Raw genomic sequence first — 17,293 nt, forward strand, 5'->3', positions numbered from 1 at the left:
TATTGGCTCGGTAGCTCAGTTGGTAGAGCAATGGATTGAAGCTCCATGTGTCGGCGGTTCGATTCCGTCTCGCGCCATATTTTATTTATAACTTGGAAGGGTAGCGAAGAGGCTAAACGCGGCGGACTGTAAATCCGCTCCTTCGGGTTCGGGGGTTCGAATCCCTCCCCTTCCATTACTTTAGTTACGGGCATAGTTTAAAGGTAGAACTAAGGTCTCCAAAACCTTCAGTGTGGGTTCAATTCCTACTGCCCGTGTTAATATGATTATGGCGGGTGTGGTGAAGTGGTTAACACACCAGATTGTGGCTCTGGCATGCGTGGGTTCGATCCCCATCACTCGCCTATTTTATATTATTGGGGTATAGCCAAGCGGTAAGGCAAGGGACTTTGACTCCCTCATGCGTTGGTTCGAATCCAGCTACCCCAGTTACTATTTGCCGGCGTGGCGGAATTGGCAGACGCGCTGGACTCAAAATCCAGTGTCCGCAAGGACGTGCCGGTTCGACCCCGGCCGCCGGTATAGTAATAATGACAAGGTTTCTAGGCCTTGTCTTTTCTTTTATTTGATTATCTGTATTTGCTTGAGTTACTAAAAATTACGGCTCTTTGTCAACTGTAGTGGGTTGAAGTCAGCTAAGATCGAGAAAGGACGAATTTCGTCCTTTCTTTTTTGATGTTGAGAGCGATGAAAATCCGTTTTTGAAGTTTTCAAAGTTCCTAAAACTAATGGCATTTCGCTTGATAAGTTTGATGAGATTATTAGTCGCTTCTAATTTTGCATTAGAATAGGGTAACTGAAGAGCGTTGACGATTTTCTCTTTGTCCTTGAGGAAGGTTTTAAAGACAGTCTGAAAAAGAGGATGAACCTGCTTTAGATTCTCCTCAATGAGCCTGAACCTAGAAATTTGAAAGCGAAGCTGTTTAGCTAAGTCATAGTAAAGACTAAACATATCCATCGTAATGATTTTCACCTGACAGCGAACGATTCTATTGTAGTGAAGAAAGTAATTTCGGATGATAGTTTGTGTGGTTACTTACAGTTTACACCAATGAAACGCTATGAGTTTTTTGTTGCACTATATTTTACAATTTATCACACAAAAATAGGCTCCATAATATCTATCTACAAATATTATAGAGCCTTATTTTTGAGTGCCATTCTAATCTTTTTTGCTTAGATTTTTGGTATAATATTACTTATTCACAATTTATTTTGATTATGAAAGAGTTTGGAGATCAATGTCTCGGTCTATTGAATTACTAAAGAAACGTTACTTAAAGAATATAAAAGAGAACCCAGATTTATTTATTGGGATTGAGTTAGAATTTCCTATTGTAAATTTAGAGGGTAAAGCTACAGATGGTGAAGTTGTTAAGGATCTCTTTCGGTATTTACCATCAGTACTGGGCTTTACTATCGAAAAAGTGGATGATTTTGGGAATCCAATTCAGTTACTTGATCTAGTCAGCCAAGATACGATCTTGTTTGAGGTTGCTTATACGACAATTGAGTTTGCATTCGGAAAAGCTGAATCTATCCAAGAGGTAGAAGAACGCTTTAACTTCTATATGGCTACGATTCAGAATAAGTTAGGTGAAGCTAATCATGCTATTGTTGGCTGTGGCCTTCATCCTAACTGGGATAAAAATGAGAATTGTCCAGTGGCTTTTCCCCGCTATCAGATGTTGATGGATTATTTGAACTTAAGTAGAAGTAAGACTAGTAGAGGTTTACACGATTTTCCTGAGTATGGAGCCTTTATCTGCGGTAGTCAGGTTCAACTGGACGTTTCAAGGTCCAACTACCTGCGTGTTATCAACGCTTTTACTCAGATTGAAGCTGCCAAAGCTTATTTGTTTGCAAATTCTGAGTTTTCGGGGGCAGATTGGGATACCAAAATTTCGAGAGATATTTTTTGGGAAGAGTCCATGCATGGTATCTATCCAGAGAACATTGGTGTCAATGCTAGACTCTTTAAAGATGAGGATGATTTTTTGGATTACCTAAATCATTCTGCGATTTTTACAGCAGAGCGGGATGGTGAAACCTATTATTTTTATCCAATTCGAGCAAAAGATTACTTAGGAACCCCTGAAATTCATGCCTTTGCTCTTGATGGGGAGGAGATTCTTCTTTATCCTCAGGAGAAGGATTTTGAAACTCATCGTAGTTATCAGTATCAAGACTTAACGACTCGAGGAACAGTTGAGTTTCGTAGTGTGTGTACTCAGCCACTTGATAGGACTTTTACTTCAGCAGCTTTTCACTTGGGCTTGTTGGTTCATTTAGACAAGCTTGAGGCTTACTTGCGAACTGCTCCTTTTTTTACCACAGCTGGTCGTGATTATAAGCTTTTAAGACGACAATTTTCTAAAAAACAACTCACAGATGAAGAAGAAGCTGCGGTTCTCGAGTTTTCTAAAGATTTACTCACCCTAGCTGAGGAAGGACTGGAGAAAAGAGATAAGCAAGAAATGGTTTATTTAGAGCCTTTGAAGAAAGAATTGGGATTATAATTTCTCTTATAAAGGGAGAATTTTCTGAAAAATCATGATATAATGGAAGAGACTATAGATAAAGGATAGAGATTCATGACATTAGTTTATCAATCAACGCGTGATGCCAATAATACAGTAACTGCCAGCCAAGCTATTTTGCAAGGTTTGGCGACGGATGGTGGTCTGTTTACACCACTTACTTATCCAAAGGTGGATTTGGACTTTGATACATTAAAAGATGCTTCTTACCAAGAAGTGGCTAAATTAGTTTTATCAGCATTTTTAGATGACTTTACAGCTGAGGAGTTGGACTACTGTATCAACAATGCCTACGATAGCAAGTTTGATACTCCAGCTATTGCGCCATTGGTGAAACTGGATGGGCAATACAACTTGGAATTGTTCCATGGTTCAACGATTGCCTTTAAGGATATGGCCTTGTCTATCTTGCCATACTTTATGACAACGGCCGCTAAAAAGCATGGTTTGGAGAACAAGATTGTCATTTTGACAGCGACATCTGGTGATACTGGGAAAGCTGCTATGGCGGGGTTTGCCGATGTGCCTGGAACTGAGATTATCGTCTTTTATCCAAAGGATGGTGTCAGCAAGGTACAAGAGTTGCAAATGACTACTCAGACTGGCGACAATACTCATGTTATCGCTATTGATGGTAACTTTGACGATGCGCAAACAAATGTGAAGCACATGTTCAACGATGTAGCTCTTCGTGAAAAATTGGCAGCGAACAAGTTGCAATTTTCATCAGCTAACTCTATGAACATTGGTCGTTTGGTACCACAGATTGTTTACTATGTTTATGCCTACGCTCAGCTTGTAAAAACAGGCGAAATTGTGGCGGGTGAAAAAGTCAATTTCACAGTACCAACAGGAAACTTTGGAAATATCTTGGCTGCCTTTTATGCTAAACAAATCGGTCTTCCAGTTGGCAAATTAATCTGTGCTTCAAATGACAACAATGTTTTGACAGACTTCTTCAAGACACGTGTTTACGACAAGAAACGTGAGTTTAAAGTGACAACTAGTCCATCTATGGATATCTTAGTATCTTCAAACTTGGAGCGTTTGATTTTCCATCTTTTGGGGAATAATGCGGTTAAGACAGCTGAACTCATGAATGCCTTGAGTACACAAGGACAATATGAATTGACAGACTTTGATGCAGCGATTTTGGAACTCTTTGCAGCTGAATATGCAACTGAGGAAGAAACTGCGGCAGAAATTAAACGTGTTTATCAAACAGATGCCTATATCGAGGATCCACATACGGCGGTTGCCTCAGCTGTTTATAGAAAATACCAAGCAGCTACTGGCGATGCGACTAAGACAGTGATTGCTTCAACAGCTAGTCCATACAAGTTCCCAGTGGTTGCCGTAGAAGCAGTAACAGGAAAAGCAGGCTTAACTGACTTTGAAGCCTTGGCTCAATTACATGACATTTCAGGAGTGGCAGTGCCACCAGCGGTTGATGGCCTTGAAACAGCTCCAGTTCGTCATAAAACAACAGTGGCAGCTGCTGATATGCAAGCAGCGGTTGAGGCTTATCTAGGACTTTAAGGCAGAGGGAGTAAACTCGGTTGGGAAACCAACTGAGTTTCTTTTCATCAGGAGGAGAGATTGTTTAAGAAAAATAAAGACATTCTTAATATTGCATTGCCAGCTATGGGTGAAAACTTTTTGCAGATGCTTATGGGAATGGTGGACAGTTACTTGGTCGCTCACTTGGGACTGATAGCTATTTCGGGTGTTTCAGTTGCTGGCAATATTATCACCATTTACCAGGCGATTTTTATCGCTCTAGGGGCTGCTATTTCCAGTGTTATTTCAAAAAGTTTGGGGCAGAAAGATCAGTCCAAGTTGGCTTATCACGTGACAGAGGCTCTCAAGATAACCCTATTGCTGAGTGCACTTTTAGGCGCCTTATCCATCTTTGCTGGGCAAGAGATGATAGGGCTCTTGGGAACTGAGCAGGCTGTGGCTGAGAGTGGCGGGCTCTACCTATCTTTAGTGGGTGGATCGATTGTTCTCTTGGGTTTGATGACGAGTCTAGGTGCCTTGATTCGTGCAACGCATAATCCGCGTCTACCTCTCTATGTTAGTCTTTTATCCAATGCCTTGAATATTCTTTTTTCAAGTCTAGCTATTTTTGTCCTTGATATGGGCATAGCGGGTGTTGCTTGGGGGACTATCTTGTCTCGCTTAGTCGGTCTTGTGATTTTGTGGTCGCAATTAAAGCTGCCTTTTGAGAAACCGACTTTTGGTTTAGATAAGGAACTATTGACTTTGGCTTTGCCAGCGGCAGGAGAACGTCTTATGATGCGGGCTGGAGATGTAGTGATCATTGCCTTGGTTGTTTCATTTGGGACGGAGGCAGTAGCGGGGAATGCAGTCGGAGAAGTCTTGACCCAGTTTAACTATATGCCTGCCTTTGGCGTCGCTACGGCGACGGTCATGCAGGTAGCTCGAGCCGTTGGAGAGGATAACTGGGAAAGAGTAGATGATTTGAGCAAGCAAACCTTTTGGCTCTCCCTGCTTCTCATGTTGCCCTTAACTCTCAGTATCTATGCCTTAGGGACACCATTGACTCATCTCTATACGACCGACCCTGTAGCAGTCGAAGCGAGCGTTTTGGTGGCGCTGTTCTCTCTACTAGGAACCCCCATGGCGACAGGGACAGTTATTTATACGGCAGTTTGGCAGGGCTTGGGAAATGCTCGCCTCCCCTTTTATGCGACAAGTATTGGGATGTGGTGTATCCGCATTGGCACAGCTTATCTGATGGGTATTGTTCTTGGTTGGAGCTTGCCTGGTATTTGGGCAGGGACTCTCTTGGATAATGGTTTTCGCTGGTTATTTCTACGTTACCGTTACCAGCGTTATATGAGTTTGAAAGGATAGAAGATGCAAAAAACAGCTTTTATTTGGGATTTAGACGGGACTTTATTGGATTCTTACGAAGCGATTTTGTCAGGGATTGAGGAGACTTTTGGTCAGTTTTCTATTCCTTATGATAAGGAGAAAGTGAGAGAGTTTATCCTCAAGTTTTCTGTGCAGGATTTGCTGGTGCAGGTGGCAGAAGAGAGAAATCTGAATGCGGAAGTGCTCAATCAGGTACGTGCCCAGAGCCTGGCTGAGAAGAATGCTCAGGTAGTTTTGATGCCATGTGCGCGTGAGGTGTTGAATTGGGCAGACCAAGTAGGGATTCGGAACTTTGTTTACACTCATAAAGGGGACAATGCTTTTACTATTCTAAAGGATCTGGGATTGGAATCCTATTTTACAGAGATTTTAACCAGTCAGAGTGGCTTTGAGCGCAAGCCTAGTCCAGAAGCGGCTACCTATTTGTTAGACAAGTATCAGCTGGATCCTGAGAAGACCTATTATATAGGGGACCGGACTTTAGATGTGGAATTCGCCCAGAATAGCGGCATTCAAAGCATCAACTTTTTAGAGTCTTCTTTTGAAGGCAATCACATGATTCGAGCACTAGCAGATATTCCTCATATTTTTGAGAGTAAGTAACGAGAAGATTGTGTCAGTTGTGTGACAGAGACCTAACAAACTATTTCAAGTAATCGAGTTTGTTACAAGGAATAGACAGTTCTATTAAATAGGCCCGAGAGGGCTTTTTTTCTGCTTTTTTTGTGTTATGATAGACGGGTACTCATTTGAAAGGAATATGAACGAATGAAGAAAAGAATGATTTTTGCCTCAACAGTAGCCTTGTCATTTGCCCCAGTATTGGCAACCCAAGCAGAAGAAGTCCTTTGGACTGCACGTAGTGTTGAGCAAATCCAAAACGATTTGACTAAAACGGACAACAAAACAAGCTATACAGTACAGTATGGTGATACCTTGAGCACCATTGCAGAAGCTTTGGGAGTAGATGTGACGGTTCTTGCTAATTTGAACAAAATTACCAATATGGACTTGATTTTTCCAGATACTGTCCTCACTACAACTGTCAATGAGGAAGAAGAGGTAACGGAAGTTGAAATCCAAACTCCTCAAGCAGACGCTAGTGAAGAAGTGACGACTGCGACAGCTGATTTGACGACGAATCAAGTAACAGTCGATGAACAAACAGTTCAAGTAGAAAACCTTTCTCAACCGATTGAGGAAGCTCCAACTGCAACAGAGATTGAAAAACCAGCAGAAGTAGCGTCAAGTTCAGAAGTTTCTGAGACAGCGACAGTTGCTGAAGAGAAACCATCTACAGAAACACCAGTAGCTGAAGAAACAGCAGAAACGACTCCAGCGGCAGCACCAGTAGCAGAAACACCAGTAGCAGAAACAACTAGTCCAGTTGAAGAAGCTCCAAAAGTGGCGACTCCAGCGACCGAAGAAACGGCAGCAACAACTCCAGCAGAAGCACCAGTAGCAGCTGCGCCGGCAACTGAAACGCCTGCTGATACAACAGGAACAAGTGTAGCAGAAGAAACAGCAGCATCAACAGCAACTTCTGACACTGTAACTTCGACTTATCAAGCAGAGCAAAGCCAAACTCCTTCAAGAACGTATTCAGCTCCAGCGGCTCCTGACTATGCAGGACTTGCTGTAGCTAAGTCTGAGAATGCTGGTCTTCAACCACAAACTGCAGCCTTTAAAGAAGAAGTAGCCAACTTGTTTGGGATTACATCCTTTAGTGGCTACCGTCCTGGTGACAGTGGGGACCATGGTAAAGGATTGGCCATCGACTTTATGGTCCCAGTGAGTTCAGCACTCGGAGATCAAATTGCAGAATATGCAGTCAAAAATATGGCTAGCCGTGGTATCAACTATATCATCTGGAAGCAACGTTTCTACGCTCCATATGATAGTAAATATGGACCAGCCTACACGTGGAATCCAATGCCGGATCGTGGTAGTGTGACCGAAAACCACTATGACCACGTTCACGTATCAATGAATTAAGAATAATAAGAAGCTATACATTTAAAAGTGTAGCTTCTTTTTGTGTAAAATAGTGTCGATAAGTGAAATAAAATCTAAAACATGTTAAAATGTAAGCGGATACAAAACTATACTAACGCTTTTAAGCATAGAGAGAAAGGATGAAGTGAATGACAAATCGATTAAAAACTCCATTTGAGAAAACAAGAGATGATTTTGAAGAGGAATTTTGTGGTGAAATTGTCGAATTCTTGATTTTTACCCTCCAAAATGTAACTGGGGCCGCTTCTTTAAAAGATGGTTGTAAAATGCCGTCCGTTCATTTTAAAGCTAGTGTCAATGTTGCAACCCAGGAATTCTCTGAACGTGAGGGACGTTTGGAATGGGTATTGACTCCTGAGGAATTTGAAGAAAAGAGATGGGGCTTTAGTTTTGAACCCTACAAAATTCATCATATCAAATGTCAAAAACGCCCCTTCATGGAGTTAGAGCCATATATGTCAGAAGTAGCTAATAACTGCTACCACTTGCTGGAATACCTAGATGACCAATCCTCAGACTCTAGGTTAGAGACCTTGATTGAAACCTATCAAAAACCGGTCATCATTCAAGACGATATTGGCGAATTCACCTTAAACAGAGCCTATTCTTGGTTTGAAGGATTCATCACTTACGAGGGTGGTAAGATTCATGCTATCTTTGCTGTGAGTGCAGATGAAAGTCTCCCTCCAAGTTCTTTTGATGATCTAAAGAAATTTATGGGAACTTTCCAAGTTCAAGATACTCGGATTAAAGACTATATTGTCAAAGAACTGTGGGAAACAGCCCAAGACTGGATAGATTCAGATGAAAATGATGTGGAGTTAACAGAAGAGTATTTTATCAACTCTCTTTCCTTGAGTGAACTATCGATCAACGAAGACGGGGAATTGACCCTCTACTATGATGATAGCGAGGAAATTTTTGCAGGCCATGCCATCGAAGTTGTCATTGATAAAGAGGGAGAAATCCTTCGAGCAGATTTGGTAGGTTAGTGCTGGATTTTATCTAGAATATAGAAATAATAGCCTTTTGGGATTGAAACCAAGAGGCTATTTTTCGTGAGTAAGCAAAATAGTTGCGTTTTTAATCTTTCTGTAATATACTTGATAACTCAATAGTTGATAAATCAAGTGTACGCAAGGAGGTAGAAATGAAAAAAATTAACGACTTACTGTACCAGCTCCATTTAACAGATCGGATGATCACTCAACTTTTTGAGAAACAATTGGGAATTAGTTTGACCCGCTATCAAATCTTGCAGTTTTTACTGCAGCAGTCACCCTGCAACCAGATTGCCGTTCAGGAGAAGTTGCAAATCGACCAGGCGGCCTTGACCCGTCATTTTAAGATACTAGAGTCAGAGGGCTATGTCAGTCGCAAGCGTAATCCGGCCAATCAGCGAGAAGTCTTAGTTGAATTAACCCAAGAAGCCAAGAATCAACTCTTAGTCAGTCCGCCTAAACATCATTTGCGAGTGAAGGAACAGATGGAGAGCATCTTATCGACAGCCGAGCAGAAAGAGCTAACAACTTTACTGACGAAACTAGTGTCAGGTCTAGAAAAAATAGAATTTTAAGGAGAAAACGATGTCAATCATTACTACTATTTTAGCAACTATCGTTGCTTTGGAGCATTTTTACATTTTTTATTTGGAAAGTGTGGCTACGCAATCAGATACTACTAGTCGAGTGTTTAATGTGGATAAGGAAGAACTGGCTCGTCCTTCAGTGAGTTCATTATTTAAAAATCAAGGAATTTATAATGCTTTGATAGGTGCCTTTCTCTTGTACGGGATTTATTTCTCACAAAGTTTGGAAATTGTGACCATCTTTGTTTTATTTGTGCTTGGTGCAGCGACCTACGGTTCTCTAACAGCAGATAAGAAGATTATTCTGAAGCAAGGTGGGCCCGCTGTTTTGACTTTGCTGAGTATTTTGCTTTTGAAATAAGAAAACCAGCGTCCTGAACGATGCTGGTTTTTGTATGCTCTTATCCATTTCGACGTTTACGGGCTAGTAGGGCTCTGTAAAAGAAGATATGATTGTTTTGGATATAGGGAAGGATTGAAAAACTAGCAATTCCAAAGGTGATCCAGTTGAGGAAGTACCAAGGGAGTAGTTGTAGGTCGAGGACAAAGCGTTGAAATTTGTAACCCTTCATCAAGAAACGGCTGGTTTTAAGGATTTGACGGGGTTTAGCCTGTCCTAAATCCAGAGTGTCGCAGAGGAGGAATTCTACCTGCGAGTAGGCATAATGTTGTGGAATGTAGAGGATATTCCCTACAATCATCAAGATGAGACTCGCGAAAAAGTAGAGTCCAAAGGTCATAAGGAATTGCTCGGTTTCAACGGATGAGAGGTCTAATTTTGGAAATTCAGGATGTAGGGCGACAAATCTCCGAGCCAAGAGATTGCTATAAAAGAGAAAATAAACGCCTACTAAGTTTGGAATGCTCCATAAAAAGAGGTAGAAACGTTTGAGGAGCAGAGTTAGGAAGGTTTGCGAGAAGCGCTCTTCAGCAAAGAGGGCCAGGCTTGATTTTACTGAGAGTTCTGTATCAGGATCCTTGAGGAGTCGGAGTGTCGCAAAGGCAGCACCTGCTAGAAAAATCGTGCTCACAAAAGAAACCACTAACGGGAAGAGATAGGCTTGGAGTACTTGTGCCAGCATGCTGAAAAAGGATTGCTCTAAAACACTTTCTTGGAGACGAGCCAAGGGGTTGAGAAAGCCTGACAAGATGACCAACATACTAGGAAGGAGATAGACCAGAAGGAGGCGGGGATTTTCAGCCTGAAATTGCCTAGCCTGCAGACGAATAGTTTTTAAATCAATTTTTGGGTATTTCATTCTCTCATTATACCATAGTTCGTGACAGTTCCAGCTTTTTTTGATAAAATCATACAGTATGCCTTTGGGCGCAAAGTATGAACTGGGACTGTTTTTCCCAGCTTCGGAGGTAGAAAATGTCAGATTCACCAATCAAATACCGTTTGATTAAGAAAGAAAAACACACGGGAGCTCGTCTGGGAGAAATCATCACCCCACACGGTACCTTCCCGACACCCATGTTTATGCCAGTTGGGACCCAAGCCACTGTTAAAACCCAGTCACCTGAAGAATTAAAGGAGATGGGATCAGGGATTATCCTATCTAATACTTATCATCTCTGGCTTCGCCCTGGAGATGAACTCGTCGCACGCGCAGGCGGTCTCCACAAGTTCATGAATTGGGACCAGCCAATTTTGACAGATAGTGGTGGCTTCCAGGTTTATTCCCTAGCAGATAGCCGAAATATCACCGAAGAAGGAGTAACCTTTAAAAACCATCTCAATGGCTCCAAGATGTTCCTATCACCAGAGAAAGCCATCTCTATTCAGAACAATCTGGGCTCAGACATCATGATGTCCTTTGACGAATGTCCTCAGTTTTACCAACCTTATGACTACGTTAAGAAATCCATCGAGCGTACTAGCCGTTGGGCTGAGCGTGGTTTGAAAGCTCATCGTCGTCCGCACGACCAAGGCTTGTTTGGGATTGTGCAGGGAGCGGGCTTTGAAGACCTTCGTCGTCAGTCAGCTCACGACCTTGTTAGCATGGACTTCCCTGGCTACTCTATCGGTGGTTTGGCAGTGGGCGAAACGCACGAAGAGATGAATGCAGTCTTGGATTTCACAACCCAACTTCTCCCAGAAAACAAACCTCGCTATTTGATGGGTGTCGGAGCGCCAGATAGCTTGATTGATGGAGTTATTCGTGGGGTGGATATGTTTGACTGTGTCTTGCCGACTCGTATCGCTCGTAACGGTACCTGTATGACCAGCCAAGGCCGTTTGGTTGTCAAGAATGCTCAGTTTGCTGAGGATTTTACGCCACTGGATCCTGAGTGTGATTGCTATACATGTAAGAACTATACACGCGCTTACCTTCGCCACCTGCTCAAGGCTGACGAAACCTTCGGTATCCGCTTGACTAGCTACCACAATCTCTACTTCTTGCTCAACCTGATGAAGCAGGTCCGTCAAGCCATCATGGATGACAATCTCTTGGAATTCCGTGAGTATTTTGTGGAAAAATATGGCTACAACAAGTCAGGACGCAATTTTTAAAGTGTAAAATTAGAATGCCAAAATCCTAAGTTTTCTCTTAGGATTTTTCTTCTTTTTTTGATAAAATAAGGTGTATTATGGAATAAAAATTAGATGTTTTTAAGATCTAATTGAGTGGGGAATAAACTCGTATGCGTATTAAATGGTTTTCCTTGATTAGGATTACAGGTTTACTTTTGGTGCTCTTGTACCACTTCTTTCAAACAATCTTTCCTGGAGGCTTCTTTGGGGTAGATGTCTTTTTCACTTTTTCAGGATTTTTGATCACTGCCCTCCTTTTAGAAGAATTTGGGAAAAAACGCCAGATTGATTTACTGGGCTTTTTTAAGAGACGGTTTTACCGCATCGTACCACCTGTGGTGCTGATGGTTTTGGTGACCATGCCCTTTACCCTCCTAGTTCGCCAAGACTATGTTGCTGGAATTGGCGGTCAGATTGCTGGAGTTTTCGGTTTTATGACCAACTTCTACGAAATGTTAACAGGGGGAAGTTATGAATCCCAGTTCATTCCGCATCTCTTTGTTCACAACTGGAGTCTAGCCGTTGAGGTTCACTACTATATTCTTTGGGGCTTAGTGGTTTGGTTCTTATCGAAACGTTCAAAATCTAGTAGTCAATTGAGAGGGATGGTATTTCTTCTTTCTACGGGAGCTTTTATCATTAGCTTTTTCTCCATGTTTATTGGTAGTCTAATGGTTAGTTCCCACTCGTCTGTCTACTTTTCAAGTTTGACCCATGTCTATCCCTTCTTTTTAGGAAGCATTTTGGCGACAGTTGTGGGGGTTCGTCAGACGAGCGATTTAGTCAAGCAGTTTGACCGGACGTGGGATCTTCGTCAAAATCTACTGGTGTTTGCTGCAGGTCTTTTGGTATTAGTGCTCTTGACTTTCTTTGTCAAGTTTACCTACCTATTCGCTTATCTATTTGGTTTCTTACTAGCAAGTTTAGCGGCCGTGACCATGATTCTTGCTGCGCGTGTCTTACATGAGAAAACGCCTGAGATACAAGAACCTCGGATAATCACATTTTTAGCGGATACCAGTTATGCGGTTTACCTCTTCCACTGGCCTTTCTATATTATCTTTTCTCAGCTGATGAGCAATCTGCCCGCTGTTATTTTAACCGTTATCTTTTCCTATTTCTTCGCTATCTTATCCTTCTATATTATTGAGCCATTGATTGCCGGTAAGACCAATGCTTTAGTTAGAAAAATCACTAAACTGCATCATATCAGACCCATTAGTGCTAGTGTTGTGGGTGTTCTTTCCTTACTTACCTTGATTATCATAGCTATGGCTCCTCAAGTTGGAGCTTTTGAGACAGACTTGATGGTCAATGGTTTCAAGCAAGCTCAGACCAATATAGGACAAACAAAAACCCTTGCTGAACAAGCAGAAGCCAGTCGCCTGGGAATTTCTGAGGGAACGAGTCTGATTGGAGATTCGGTAGCCTTGCGTGCCAATACAGCCTTAAAAGAGGCTCTTCCTGATGCAAATATCAATGCTCAGGTTAGTCGGACGACCAAGCAAGCCAATGACATCATGCTCAATAACAGTCAGAACAAGGCACTGCTAAAAACAGTCGTCATTGCAACAGGGGTTAATAATTCTGAAGGCTACAAGAATGATTTGGATAGCATCGTGAACAATCTACCGAAAGGACACCATCTGATACTGGTGACACCTTATGAGGGAGACAAGAGCAAGGACACTTATGCATCAGTGGAGCAGTATGCGGCTTATGCGAGAGAATTAGCTGAAAAGAATCCATATGTGAGCATCGCTGACTGGAATAAGGTCGCTAAGGAACACCCTGAAATCTGGGCTGGAACTGACCAAGTCCACTTTGGAAATGATAGCAACATGATTGAAGAAGGTGCTAAACTTTACGCAGAAACGATTGCAGCTGCTATCAAGGCTGCTCAAGAACTGCCTGTAAAATCAAAATAAGATCAAAGAGTTGGAGAAATCCAGCTCTTTTAAAATATCTCTAGAAAATAGGTCTATACCATTTACAAATGAAAAAGAAAGGTTTATAATGTAATTGACATAATAAATTCTAGAATCAATCTATCAAGGAGGTTATCATTATGCCTAATTATATTAAAGCGGATCAGTTTTTCTACCCACACGGAGTTCGTCGTGGCGGTTACTTGGAACTTGTGGATGGCAAGTTTGGAAAGCATGTGGATCAAATTCCTGAAGGAGCTGAGGTGATTGACTATACAGGTTATAGCATTGCCCCAGGACTTGTGGATACCCACATTCATGGATTTGGCGGTGTGGATGTCATGGACAATAACATCGAAGGGACCCTTCATACCATGAGTGAAGGACTACTTAGTACAGGTGTCACCAGCTTCTTGCCAACGACTTTGACCTCCTCTTACGAGCAGTTGCTCGCAGTAACTGAAAATATCGGTGCTCGTTACCAGGAAGCAACTGGAGCGAAAATTCGTGGTATCTATTTTGAAGGGCCTTATTTCACAGAGAAATACAAGGGAGCTCAAAACCCTGCCTACATGAAAGATCCTCGTATGGATGAGTTTCGTGCTTGGCAAAAAGCATCCAATGGCTTGCTCAATAAAATCGCCCTTGCGCCAGAACGTGAAGGTGTAGAAGACTTTGTTCGTACAATTACGGGTGAAGGAGTGACCGTTGCTCTTGGACACTCCAATGCGACTTTTGATGAAGCTAAAAAAGCAGTCGATGCTGGAGCAAGCGTTTGGGTACATGCCTACAATGGAATGCGTGGGTTGACTCACCGTGAGCTCGGTATGGTGGGAGCCATGTATGAGTTGCCACATACTTACGCTGAATTGATTTGTGACGGTCATCACGTGGATCCAAAAGCCTGTGACATTTTGCTCAAACAAAAAGGAACTGAAAATATCGCCCTTATCACAGACTGTATGACAGCGGGTGGCTTGGAAGACGGCGACTACATGTTGGGAGAATTCCCGGTAGTAGTTGCTAATGGAACTGCTCGCCTCAAATCTACAGGAAATTTGGCAGGTTCAATCCTCAAACTCAAAGATGGTTTGAAAAATGTGGTCGAATGGGGCATTGCGAATCCGCATGAAGCAGTCATGATGGCCAGCCTCAACCCAGCAAAATCTGTTCACATTGATGATGTCTGTGGCCAAATCCGTGAAGGCTACGACGCTGACTTTATCGTACTAGATAAAGATTTGGAATTGGTAGCAACCTACCTAGATGGTGTGAAACGTTATCAAGCCTAAGAAGATAAAAATAGGGGTCAATAAAGGACTCCTATTTTTATTATCAGATGAAAATAACAGGCTTCTTAAAGAAGTTTCTAATGGGGGAAATAAGCAAAATCCTTTTCTTGTATTAAAAAATTAGATATAATATACGGTACAAAGGAAGTAGTAAGAATGTATCGTGTTATAGAAATGTATGGGGACTTTGAACCGTGGTGGTTCATAGAAGGTTGGGAAGAAGATGTCATCATGAGTCAATCTTTTGATAAGTATTATGATGCTCTAAAATATTATAAATCATGCTGGTTTGAGCTGGAAAAGAAGAATCCTCTTTATAAGAGTCGGAGTGATTTGATGACTATCTTTTGGGATCCTGCTGATAAACGCTGGTGTGATGAGTGCGATGAGTATTTGCAGCAGTACCATTCTTTGGCACTTTTACAGGATGAGCAAGTCATCCCCGATGAAAAGCTACGTCCAGGCTACGAAAAACAAACAGGCCAAGAAAAACACCGTTCTTGCCGTATGAAATGGAGATAAAAAGTAACTTTTTAAGTTGCTTTTTTTAATTTTTTGCGAATAGTTAGATAAGGAGGGCGGTATGGTACAAGAAATTGCACAGAAAATTATTGCTACTGCGAAAGAAAAGAAGGCTCAGGATATCTATTTCATTCCCAAGGAAAAGTCCTACGAGCTTCACATGCGGGTTGGAGACGAGCGGTGTCTCGTTGACTCTTATGAGTTTGATGTTTTAGCTGCTGTGATTAGTCATTTTAAGTTTGTGGCGGGTATGAACGTAGGAGAGAAGAGACGTAGTCAGCTGGGCTCTTGCGACTATCAGCATGGGGAGAAGGTGTCTTCTCTGCGTTTGTCTACCGTGGGAGATTATCGGGGACATGAGAGTTTGGTCATTCGTTTGTTGCACGATGAGGAGCAGGACCTGCATTTCTGGTTTCAGGATATGAACGAACTGGGTGAGCAGTACAGGCAACGGGGCCTCTATCTTTTTGCAGGTCCGGTCGGCAGTGGCAAGACGACTCTGATGCACGAATTAGCCAAGTCCCTGTTTAAGGGGCAGCAAGTTATGTCTATCGAAGACCCAGTAGAAATCAAGCAGGAAGACATGCTCCAGTTACAGTTGAATGAGGCGATTGGCTTGACCTATGAAAATCTCATCAAACTGTCTCTCCGGCATCGTCCTGACCTCTTGATTATTGGTGAAATTCGGGATAGCGAGACGGCACGTGCAGTGGTCAGAGCCAGTTTGACAGGGGCGACGGTCTTTTCAACCATTCATGCCAAGAGTATCCGAGGTGTTTATGAACGCCTTCTGGAGTTGGGTGTTACGGAGGAGGAATTAGCAGTTGTCCTGCAAGGCGTCTGCTACCAGAGATTAATCGGGGGAGGAGGAATCGTTGATTTTGCAAACAAAGACTATCAAGAACACCAGCCAACTAGCTGGAATGAGCAGATTGATCAGCTTCTTAAAGATGGACATATCACAAATCTTCAGGCTGAAACGGAAAAAATTAGCTACAGCTAAGCAGAAGAAAATCATTACCTTGTTTAACAACCTCTTCTCCAGTGGTTTTCATTTGGTGGAAATTATTTCTTTCTTGGGGAGAAGTGCCTTGCTGGAAAAGGACTATGTGGCCCAGATGCACCAAGGCTTGTCTCAGGGGAAATTCTTTTCAGAGATGATGGACAGCTTGGGTTTTTCAAGTGCTATTGTGACCCAATTATCTCTAGCTGAAGTGCATGGAAATCTCCACCTGAGTTTGGGAAAGATAGAAGAATATCTGGAAAATCTGGCCAAGGTCAAGAAGAAGTTAATCGAAGTGGCGACTTATCCTCTGATTTTGCTGGGATTTCTCCTGCTAATCATGCTGGGGCTCAGGAATTATTTGCTCCCTCAACTGGACAGTAGCAATATCGCCACCCAAATAATTGGCAATCTGCCACAAATTTTTCTGGAACTAGTGCTGGTTTGCTCTCTATCTTTACTTTTAGCCCTCACTTTCTACAAAAGAAGTTCCAAGATGCGGGTTTTCTCTATGTTGGCACGGGTTCCCTTTCTAGGAATCTTTGTCCAGACTTATCTGACAGCTTATTATGCGCGTGAATGGGGCAATATGATTTCACAGGGAATGGAGCTGACGCAGATTTTTCAGATCATGCAGGAACAGGGTTCCCAGCTCTTTAAAGAAATCGGTCAAGATCTGGCTCAAGCCCTGCAAAATGGCCGCGAATTTTCTCAAACCATAGCGACTTATCCTTTCTTTAAAAAGGAGTTGAGCCTCATCATCGAGTATGGGGAAGTCAAGTCCAAGCTGGGGAGTGAGTTGGAAATCTATGCTGAAAAAACTTGGGAAGCCTTTTTTACCCGAGTTAATCGTACCATGAATCTGGTACAGCCACTGGTTTTTATCTTTGTGGCCCTGATTATCGTTTTACTTTATGCGGCAATGCTTATGCCCATGTATCAAAATATGGAGGTAAATTTTTAA

Annotated in this window: 15 protein-coding genes, 6 tRNA genes and 1 pseudogene; 20 read left to right on the top strand and 2 right to left on the bottom strand. The window is 42.3% G+C overall.

All coding sequences use genetic code 11. The features are described from left to right. Nucleotides 1-4 precede the first annotated feature (4 nt). The 6 genes from HMPREF1516_RS08810 to HMPREF1516_RS08835 all read left to right on the top strand — a co-directional run bounded on the left by HMPREF1516_RS08810 (nucleotide 5) and on the right by HMPREF1516_RS08835 (nucleotide 522). Nucleotides 5-77 (top strand) — tRNA-Phe (locus HMPREF1516_RS08810). A gap of 17 nt (nucleotides 78-94) precedes the next feature. Further along, nucleotides 95-175: transfer RNA gene (locus HMPREF1516_RS08815), tRNA-Tyr, on the top strand. A gap of 11 nt (nucleotides 176-186) precedes the next feature. Beyond that, nucleotides 187-257, top strand: a tRNA-Trp gene (locus HMPREF1516_RS08820). Between the two features lie 14 nt (nucleotides 258-271). Then, nucleotides 272-344 (top strand) — tRNA-His (locus HMPREF1516_RS08825). 13 nt (nucleotides 345-357) lie between these two features. Continuing rightward, a tRNA-Gln gene (locus tag HMPREF1516_RS08830) sits at nucleotides 358-429 on the top strand. Between the two features lie 9 nt (nucleotides 430-438). Then, nucleotides 439-522 (top strand) — tRNA-Leu (locus HMPREF1516_RS08835). A gap of 113 nt (nucleotides 523-635) precedes the next feature. On the opposite strand, the pseudogene HMPREF1516_RS08840 reads toward HMPREF1516_RS08835, so the two are convergent. After that, nucleotides 636-1,030, bottom strand: a pseudogene (locus tag HMPREF1516_RS08840) (transposase); the annotation flags it as partial. 211 nt (nucleotides 1,031-1,241) lie between these two features. Between HMPREF1516_RS08840 and HMPREF1516_RS08845 the strand changes: the two are divergent. The 8 genes from HMPREF1516_RS08845 (at nucleotide 1,242) to HMPREF1516_RS08880 (ending at nucleotide 9,406) form a co-directional block, all read left to right on the top strand. Continuing rightward, nucleotides 1,242-2,519: a glutamyl-tRNA synthetase gene (locus tag HMPREF1516_RS08845; RefSeq protein WP_033606370.1), complete on the top strand. Its 1,278-nt coding sequence runs from the start codon at nucleotides 1,242-1,244 to the stop codon at nucleotides 2,517-2,519. A gap of 75 nt (nucleotides 2,520-2,594) precedes the next feature. Further along, nucleotides 2,595-4,079, top strand: coding sequence for a threonine synthase (thrC, locus tag HMPREF1516_RS08850; RefSeq protein ID WP_033606371.1), 1,485 nt, complete (start codon nucleotides 2,595-2,597; stop codon nucleotides 4,077-4,079). A 60-nt stretch (nucleotides 4,080-4,139) separates the two neighbouring features. Next, a complete protein-coding gene (locus HMPREF1516_RS08855) occupies nucleotides 4,140-5,420 on the top strand; it encodes an MATE family efflux transporter (RefSeq protein WP_033606372.1) in 1,281 nt (426 codons plus the stop codon). A 3-nt stretch (nucleotides 5,421-5,423) separates the two neighbouring features. Next, on the top strand, nucleotides 5,424-6,044 hold the full coding sequence (locus HMPREF1516_RS08860) for an HAD family hydrolase (RefSeq protein WP_001172845.1): 621 nt from the start codon (nucleotides 5,424-5,426) through the stop codon (nucleotides 6,042-6,044). Between the two features lie 165 nt (nucleotides 6,045-6,209). After that, nucleotides 6,210-7,436: a LysM peptidoglycan-binding domain-containing protein gene (locus tag HMPREF1516_RS08865; protein WP_000746969.1), complete on the top strand. Its 1,227-nt coding sequence runs from the start codon at nucleotides 6,210-6,212 to the stop codon at nucleotides 7,434-7,436. 149 nt (nucleotides 7,437-7,585) lie between these two features. Then, on the top strand, nucleotides 7,586-8,449 hold the full coding sequence (locus tag HMPREF1516_RS08870) for a DUF2262 domain-containing protein (RefSeq protein WP_000184915.1): 864 nt from the start codon (nucleotides 7,586-7,588) through the stop codon (nucleotides 8,447-8,449). A 158-nt stretch (nucleotides 8,450-8,607) separates the two neighbouring features. Then, on the top strand, nucleotides 8,608-9,033 hold the full coding sequence (locus HMPREF1516_RS08875; RefSeq protein WP_033606373.1) for a MarR family winged helix-turn-helix transcriptional regulator: 426 nt from the start codon (nucleotides 8,608-8,610) through the stop codon (nucleotides 9,031-9,033). Nucleotides 9,034-9,043: 10 nt separating this feature from the next. Further along, nucleotides 9,044-9,406, top strand: coding sequence for a DUF1304 domain-containing protein (locus tag HMPREF1516_RS08880; protein ID WP_033606374.1), 363 nt, complete (start codon nucleotides 9,044-9,046; stop codon nucleotides 9,404-9,406). Nucleotides 9,407-9,446: 40 nt separating this feature from the next. On the opposite strand, the gene HMPREF1516_RS08885 is transcribed toward HMPREF1516_RS08880, so the two are convergent. Continuing rightward, the gene (locus tag HMPREF1516_RS08885) at nucleotides 9,447-10,304 is read right to left on the bottom strand and encodes a DUF975 family protein (protein ID WP_000876909.1); all 858 of its coding nucleotides are present in this window, start codon (nucleotides 10,302-10,304) and stop codon (nucleotides 9,447-9,449) included. Nucleotides 10,305-10,420: 116 nt separating this feature from the next. Between HMPREF1516_RS08885 and tgt the strand changes: the two genes are divergently transcribed. The 6 genes from tgt to comGB all read left to right on the top strand — a co-directional run bounded on the left by tgt (nucleotide 10,421) and on the right by comGB (nucleotide 17,293). After that, nucleotides 10,421-11,563: a tRNA guanosine(34) transglycosylase Tgt gene (gene tgt, locus HMPREF1516_RS08890; RefSeq protein WP_033606375.1), complete on the top strand. Its 1,143-nt coding sequence runs from the start codon at nucleotides 10,421-10,423 to the stop codon at nucleotides 11,561-11,563. A gap of 131 nt (nucleotides 11,564-11,694) precedes the next feature. Beyond that, complete coding sequence (locus tag HMPREF1516_RS08895; protein ID WP_001220881.1) at nucleotides 11,695-13,512, top strand: acyltransferase family protein; 1,818 nt, start codon at nucleotides 11,695-11,697, stop codon at nucleotides 13,510-13,512. 140 nt (nucleotides 13,513-13,652) lie between these two features. After that, complete coding sequence (nagA, locus tag HMPREF1516_RS08900; RefSeq protein ID WP_033606376.1) at nucleotides 13,653-14,804, top strand: N-acetylglucosamine-6-phosphate deacetylase; 1,152 nt, start codon at nucleotides 13,653-13,655, stop codon at nucleotides 14,802-14,804. Nucleotides 14,805-14,960: 156 nt separating this feature from the next. Beyond that, nucleotides 14,961-15,326 (top strand): DUF1033 family protein, encoded by a 366-nt coding sequence (locus HMPREF1516_RS08905; protein ID WP_000286396.1) that lies wholly within the window; start codon nucleotides 14,961-14,963, stop codon nucleotides 15,324-15,326. A 61-nt stretch (nucleotides 15,327-15,387) separates the two neighbouring features. After that, nucleotides 15,388-16,329 (top strand): competence type IV pilus ATPase ComGA, encoded by a 942-nt coding sequence (gene comGA, locus HMPREF1516_RS08910; RefSeq protein ID WP_000249587.1) that lies wholly within the window; start codon nucleotides 15,388-15,390, stop codon nucleotides 16,327-16,329. Continuing rightward, nucleotides 16,277-17,293 (top strand): competence type IV pilus assembly protein ComGB, encoded by a 1,017-nt coding sequence (gene comGB, locus HMPREF1516_RS08915; RefSeq protein ID WP_000355368.1) that lies wholly within the window; start codon nucleotides 16,277-16,279, stop codon nucleotides 17,291-17,293. The genes comGA and comGB overlap by 53 nt, the downstream gene beginning before the upstream one ends.

Source organism: Streptococcus sp. CM6, assembly GCF_000526095.1.
GTDB lineage: Bacteria > Bacillota > Bacilli > Lactobacillales > Streptococcaceae > Streptococcus > Streptococcus oralis_BW.

Bases quoted from the DNA above. Each gene is read 5' to 3' on its own strand.
- tgt (WP_033606375.1), top strand. From the start codon at position 10,421: ATGTCAGATTCACCAATCAAATACCGTTTGATTAAGAAAGAAAAACAC.
- HMPREF1516_RS08865 (WP_000746969.1), top strand. From the start codon at position 6,210: ATGAAGAAAAGAATGATTTTTGCCTCAACAGTAGCCTTGTCATTTGCC.
- HMPREF1516_RS08845 (WP_033606370.1), top strand. From the start codon at position 1,242: ATGTCTCGGTCTATTGAATTACTAAAGAAACGTTACTTAAAGAATATA.
- HMPREF1516_RS08885 (WP_000876909.1), bottom strand. From the start codon at position 10,304: ATGAAATACCCAAAAATTGATTTAAAAACTATTCGTCTGCAGGCTAGG.
- thrC (WP_033606371.1), top strand. From the start codon at position 2,595: ATGACATTAGTTTATCAATCAACGCGTGATGCCAATAATACAGTAACT.
- HMPREF1516_RS08895 (WP_001220881.1), top strand. From the start codon at position 11,695: ATGCGTATTAAATGGTTTTCCTTGATTAGGATTACAGGTTTACTTTTG.
- HMPREF1516_RS08905 (WP_000286396.1), top strand. From the start codon at position 14,961: ATGTATCGTGTTATAGAAATGTATGGGGACTTTGAACCGTGGTGGTTC.
- comGB (WP_000355368.1), top strand. From the start codon at position 16,277: ATGGACATATCACAAATCTTCAGGCTGAAACGGAAAAAATTAGCTACA.
- HMPREF1516_RS08860 (WP_001172845.1), top strand. From the start codon at position 5,424: ATGCAAAAAACAGCTTTTATTTGGGATTTAGACGGGACTTTATTGGAT.
- nagA (WP_033606376.1), top strand. From the start codon at position 13,653: ATGCCTAATTATATTAAAGCGGATCAGTTTTTCTACCCACACGGAGTT.
- HMPREF1516_RS08870 (WP_000184915.1), top strand. From the start codon at position 7,586: ATGACAAATCGATTAAAAACTCCATTTGAGAAAACAAGAGATGATTTT.
- HMPREF1516_RS08880 (WP_033606374.1), top strand. From the start codon at position 9,044: ATGTCAATCATTACTACTATTTTAGCAACTATCGTTGCTTTGGAGCAT.
- comGA (WP_000249587.1), top strand. From the start codon at position 15,388: ATGGTACAAGAAATTGCACAGAAAATTATTGCTACTGCGAAAGAAAAG.
- HMPREF1516_RS08875 (WP_033606373.1), top strand. From the start codon at position 8,608: ATGAAAAAAATTAACGACTTACTGTACCAGCTCCATTTAACAGATCGG.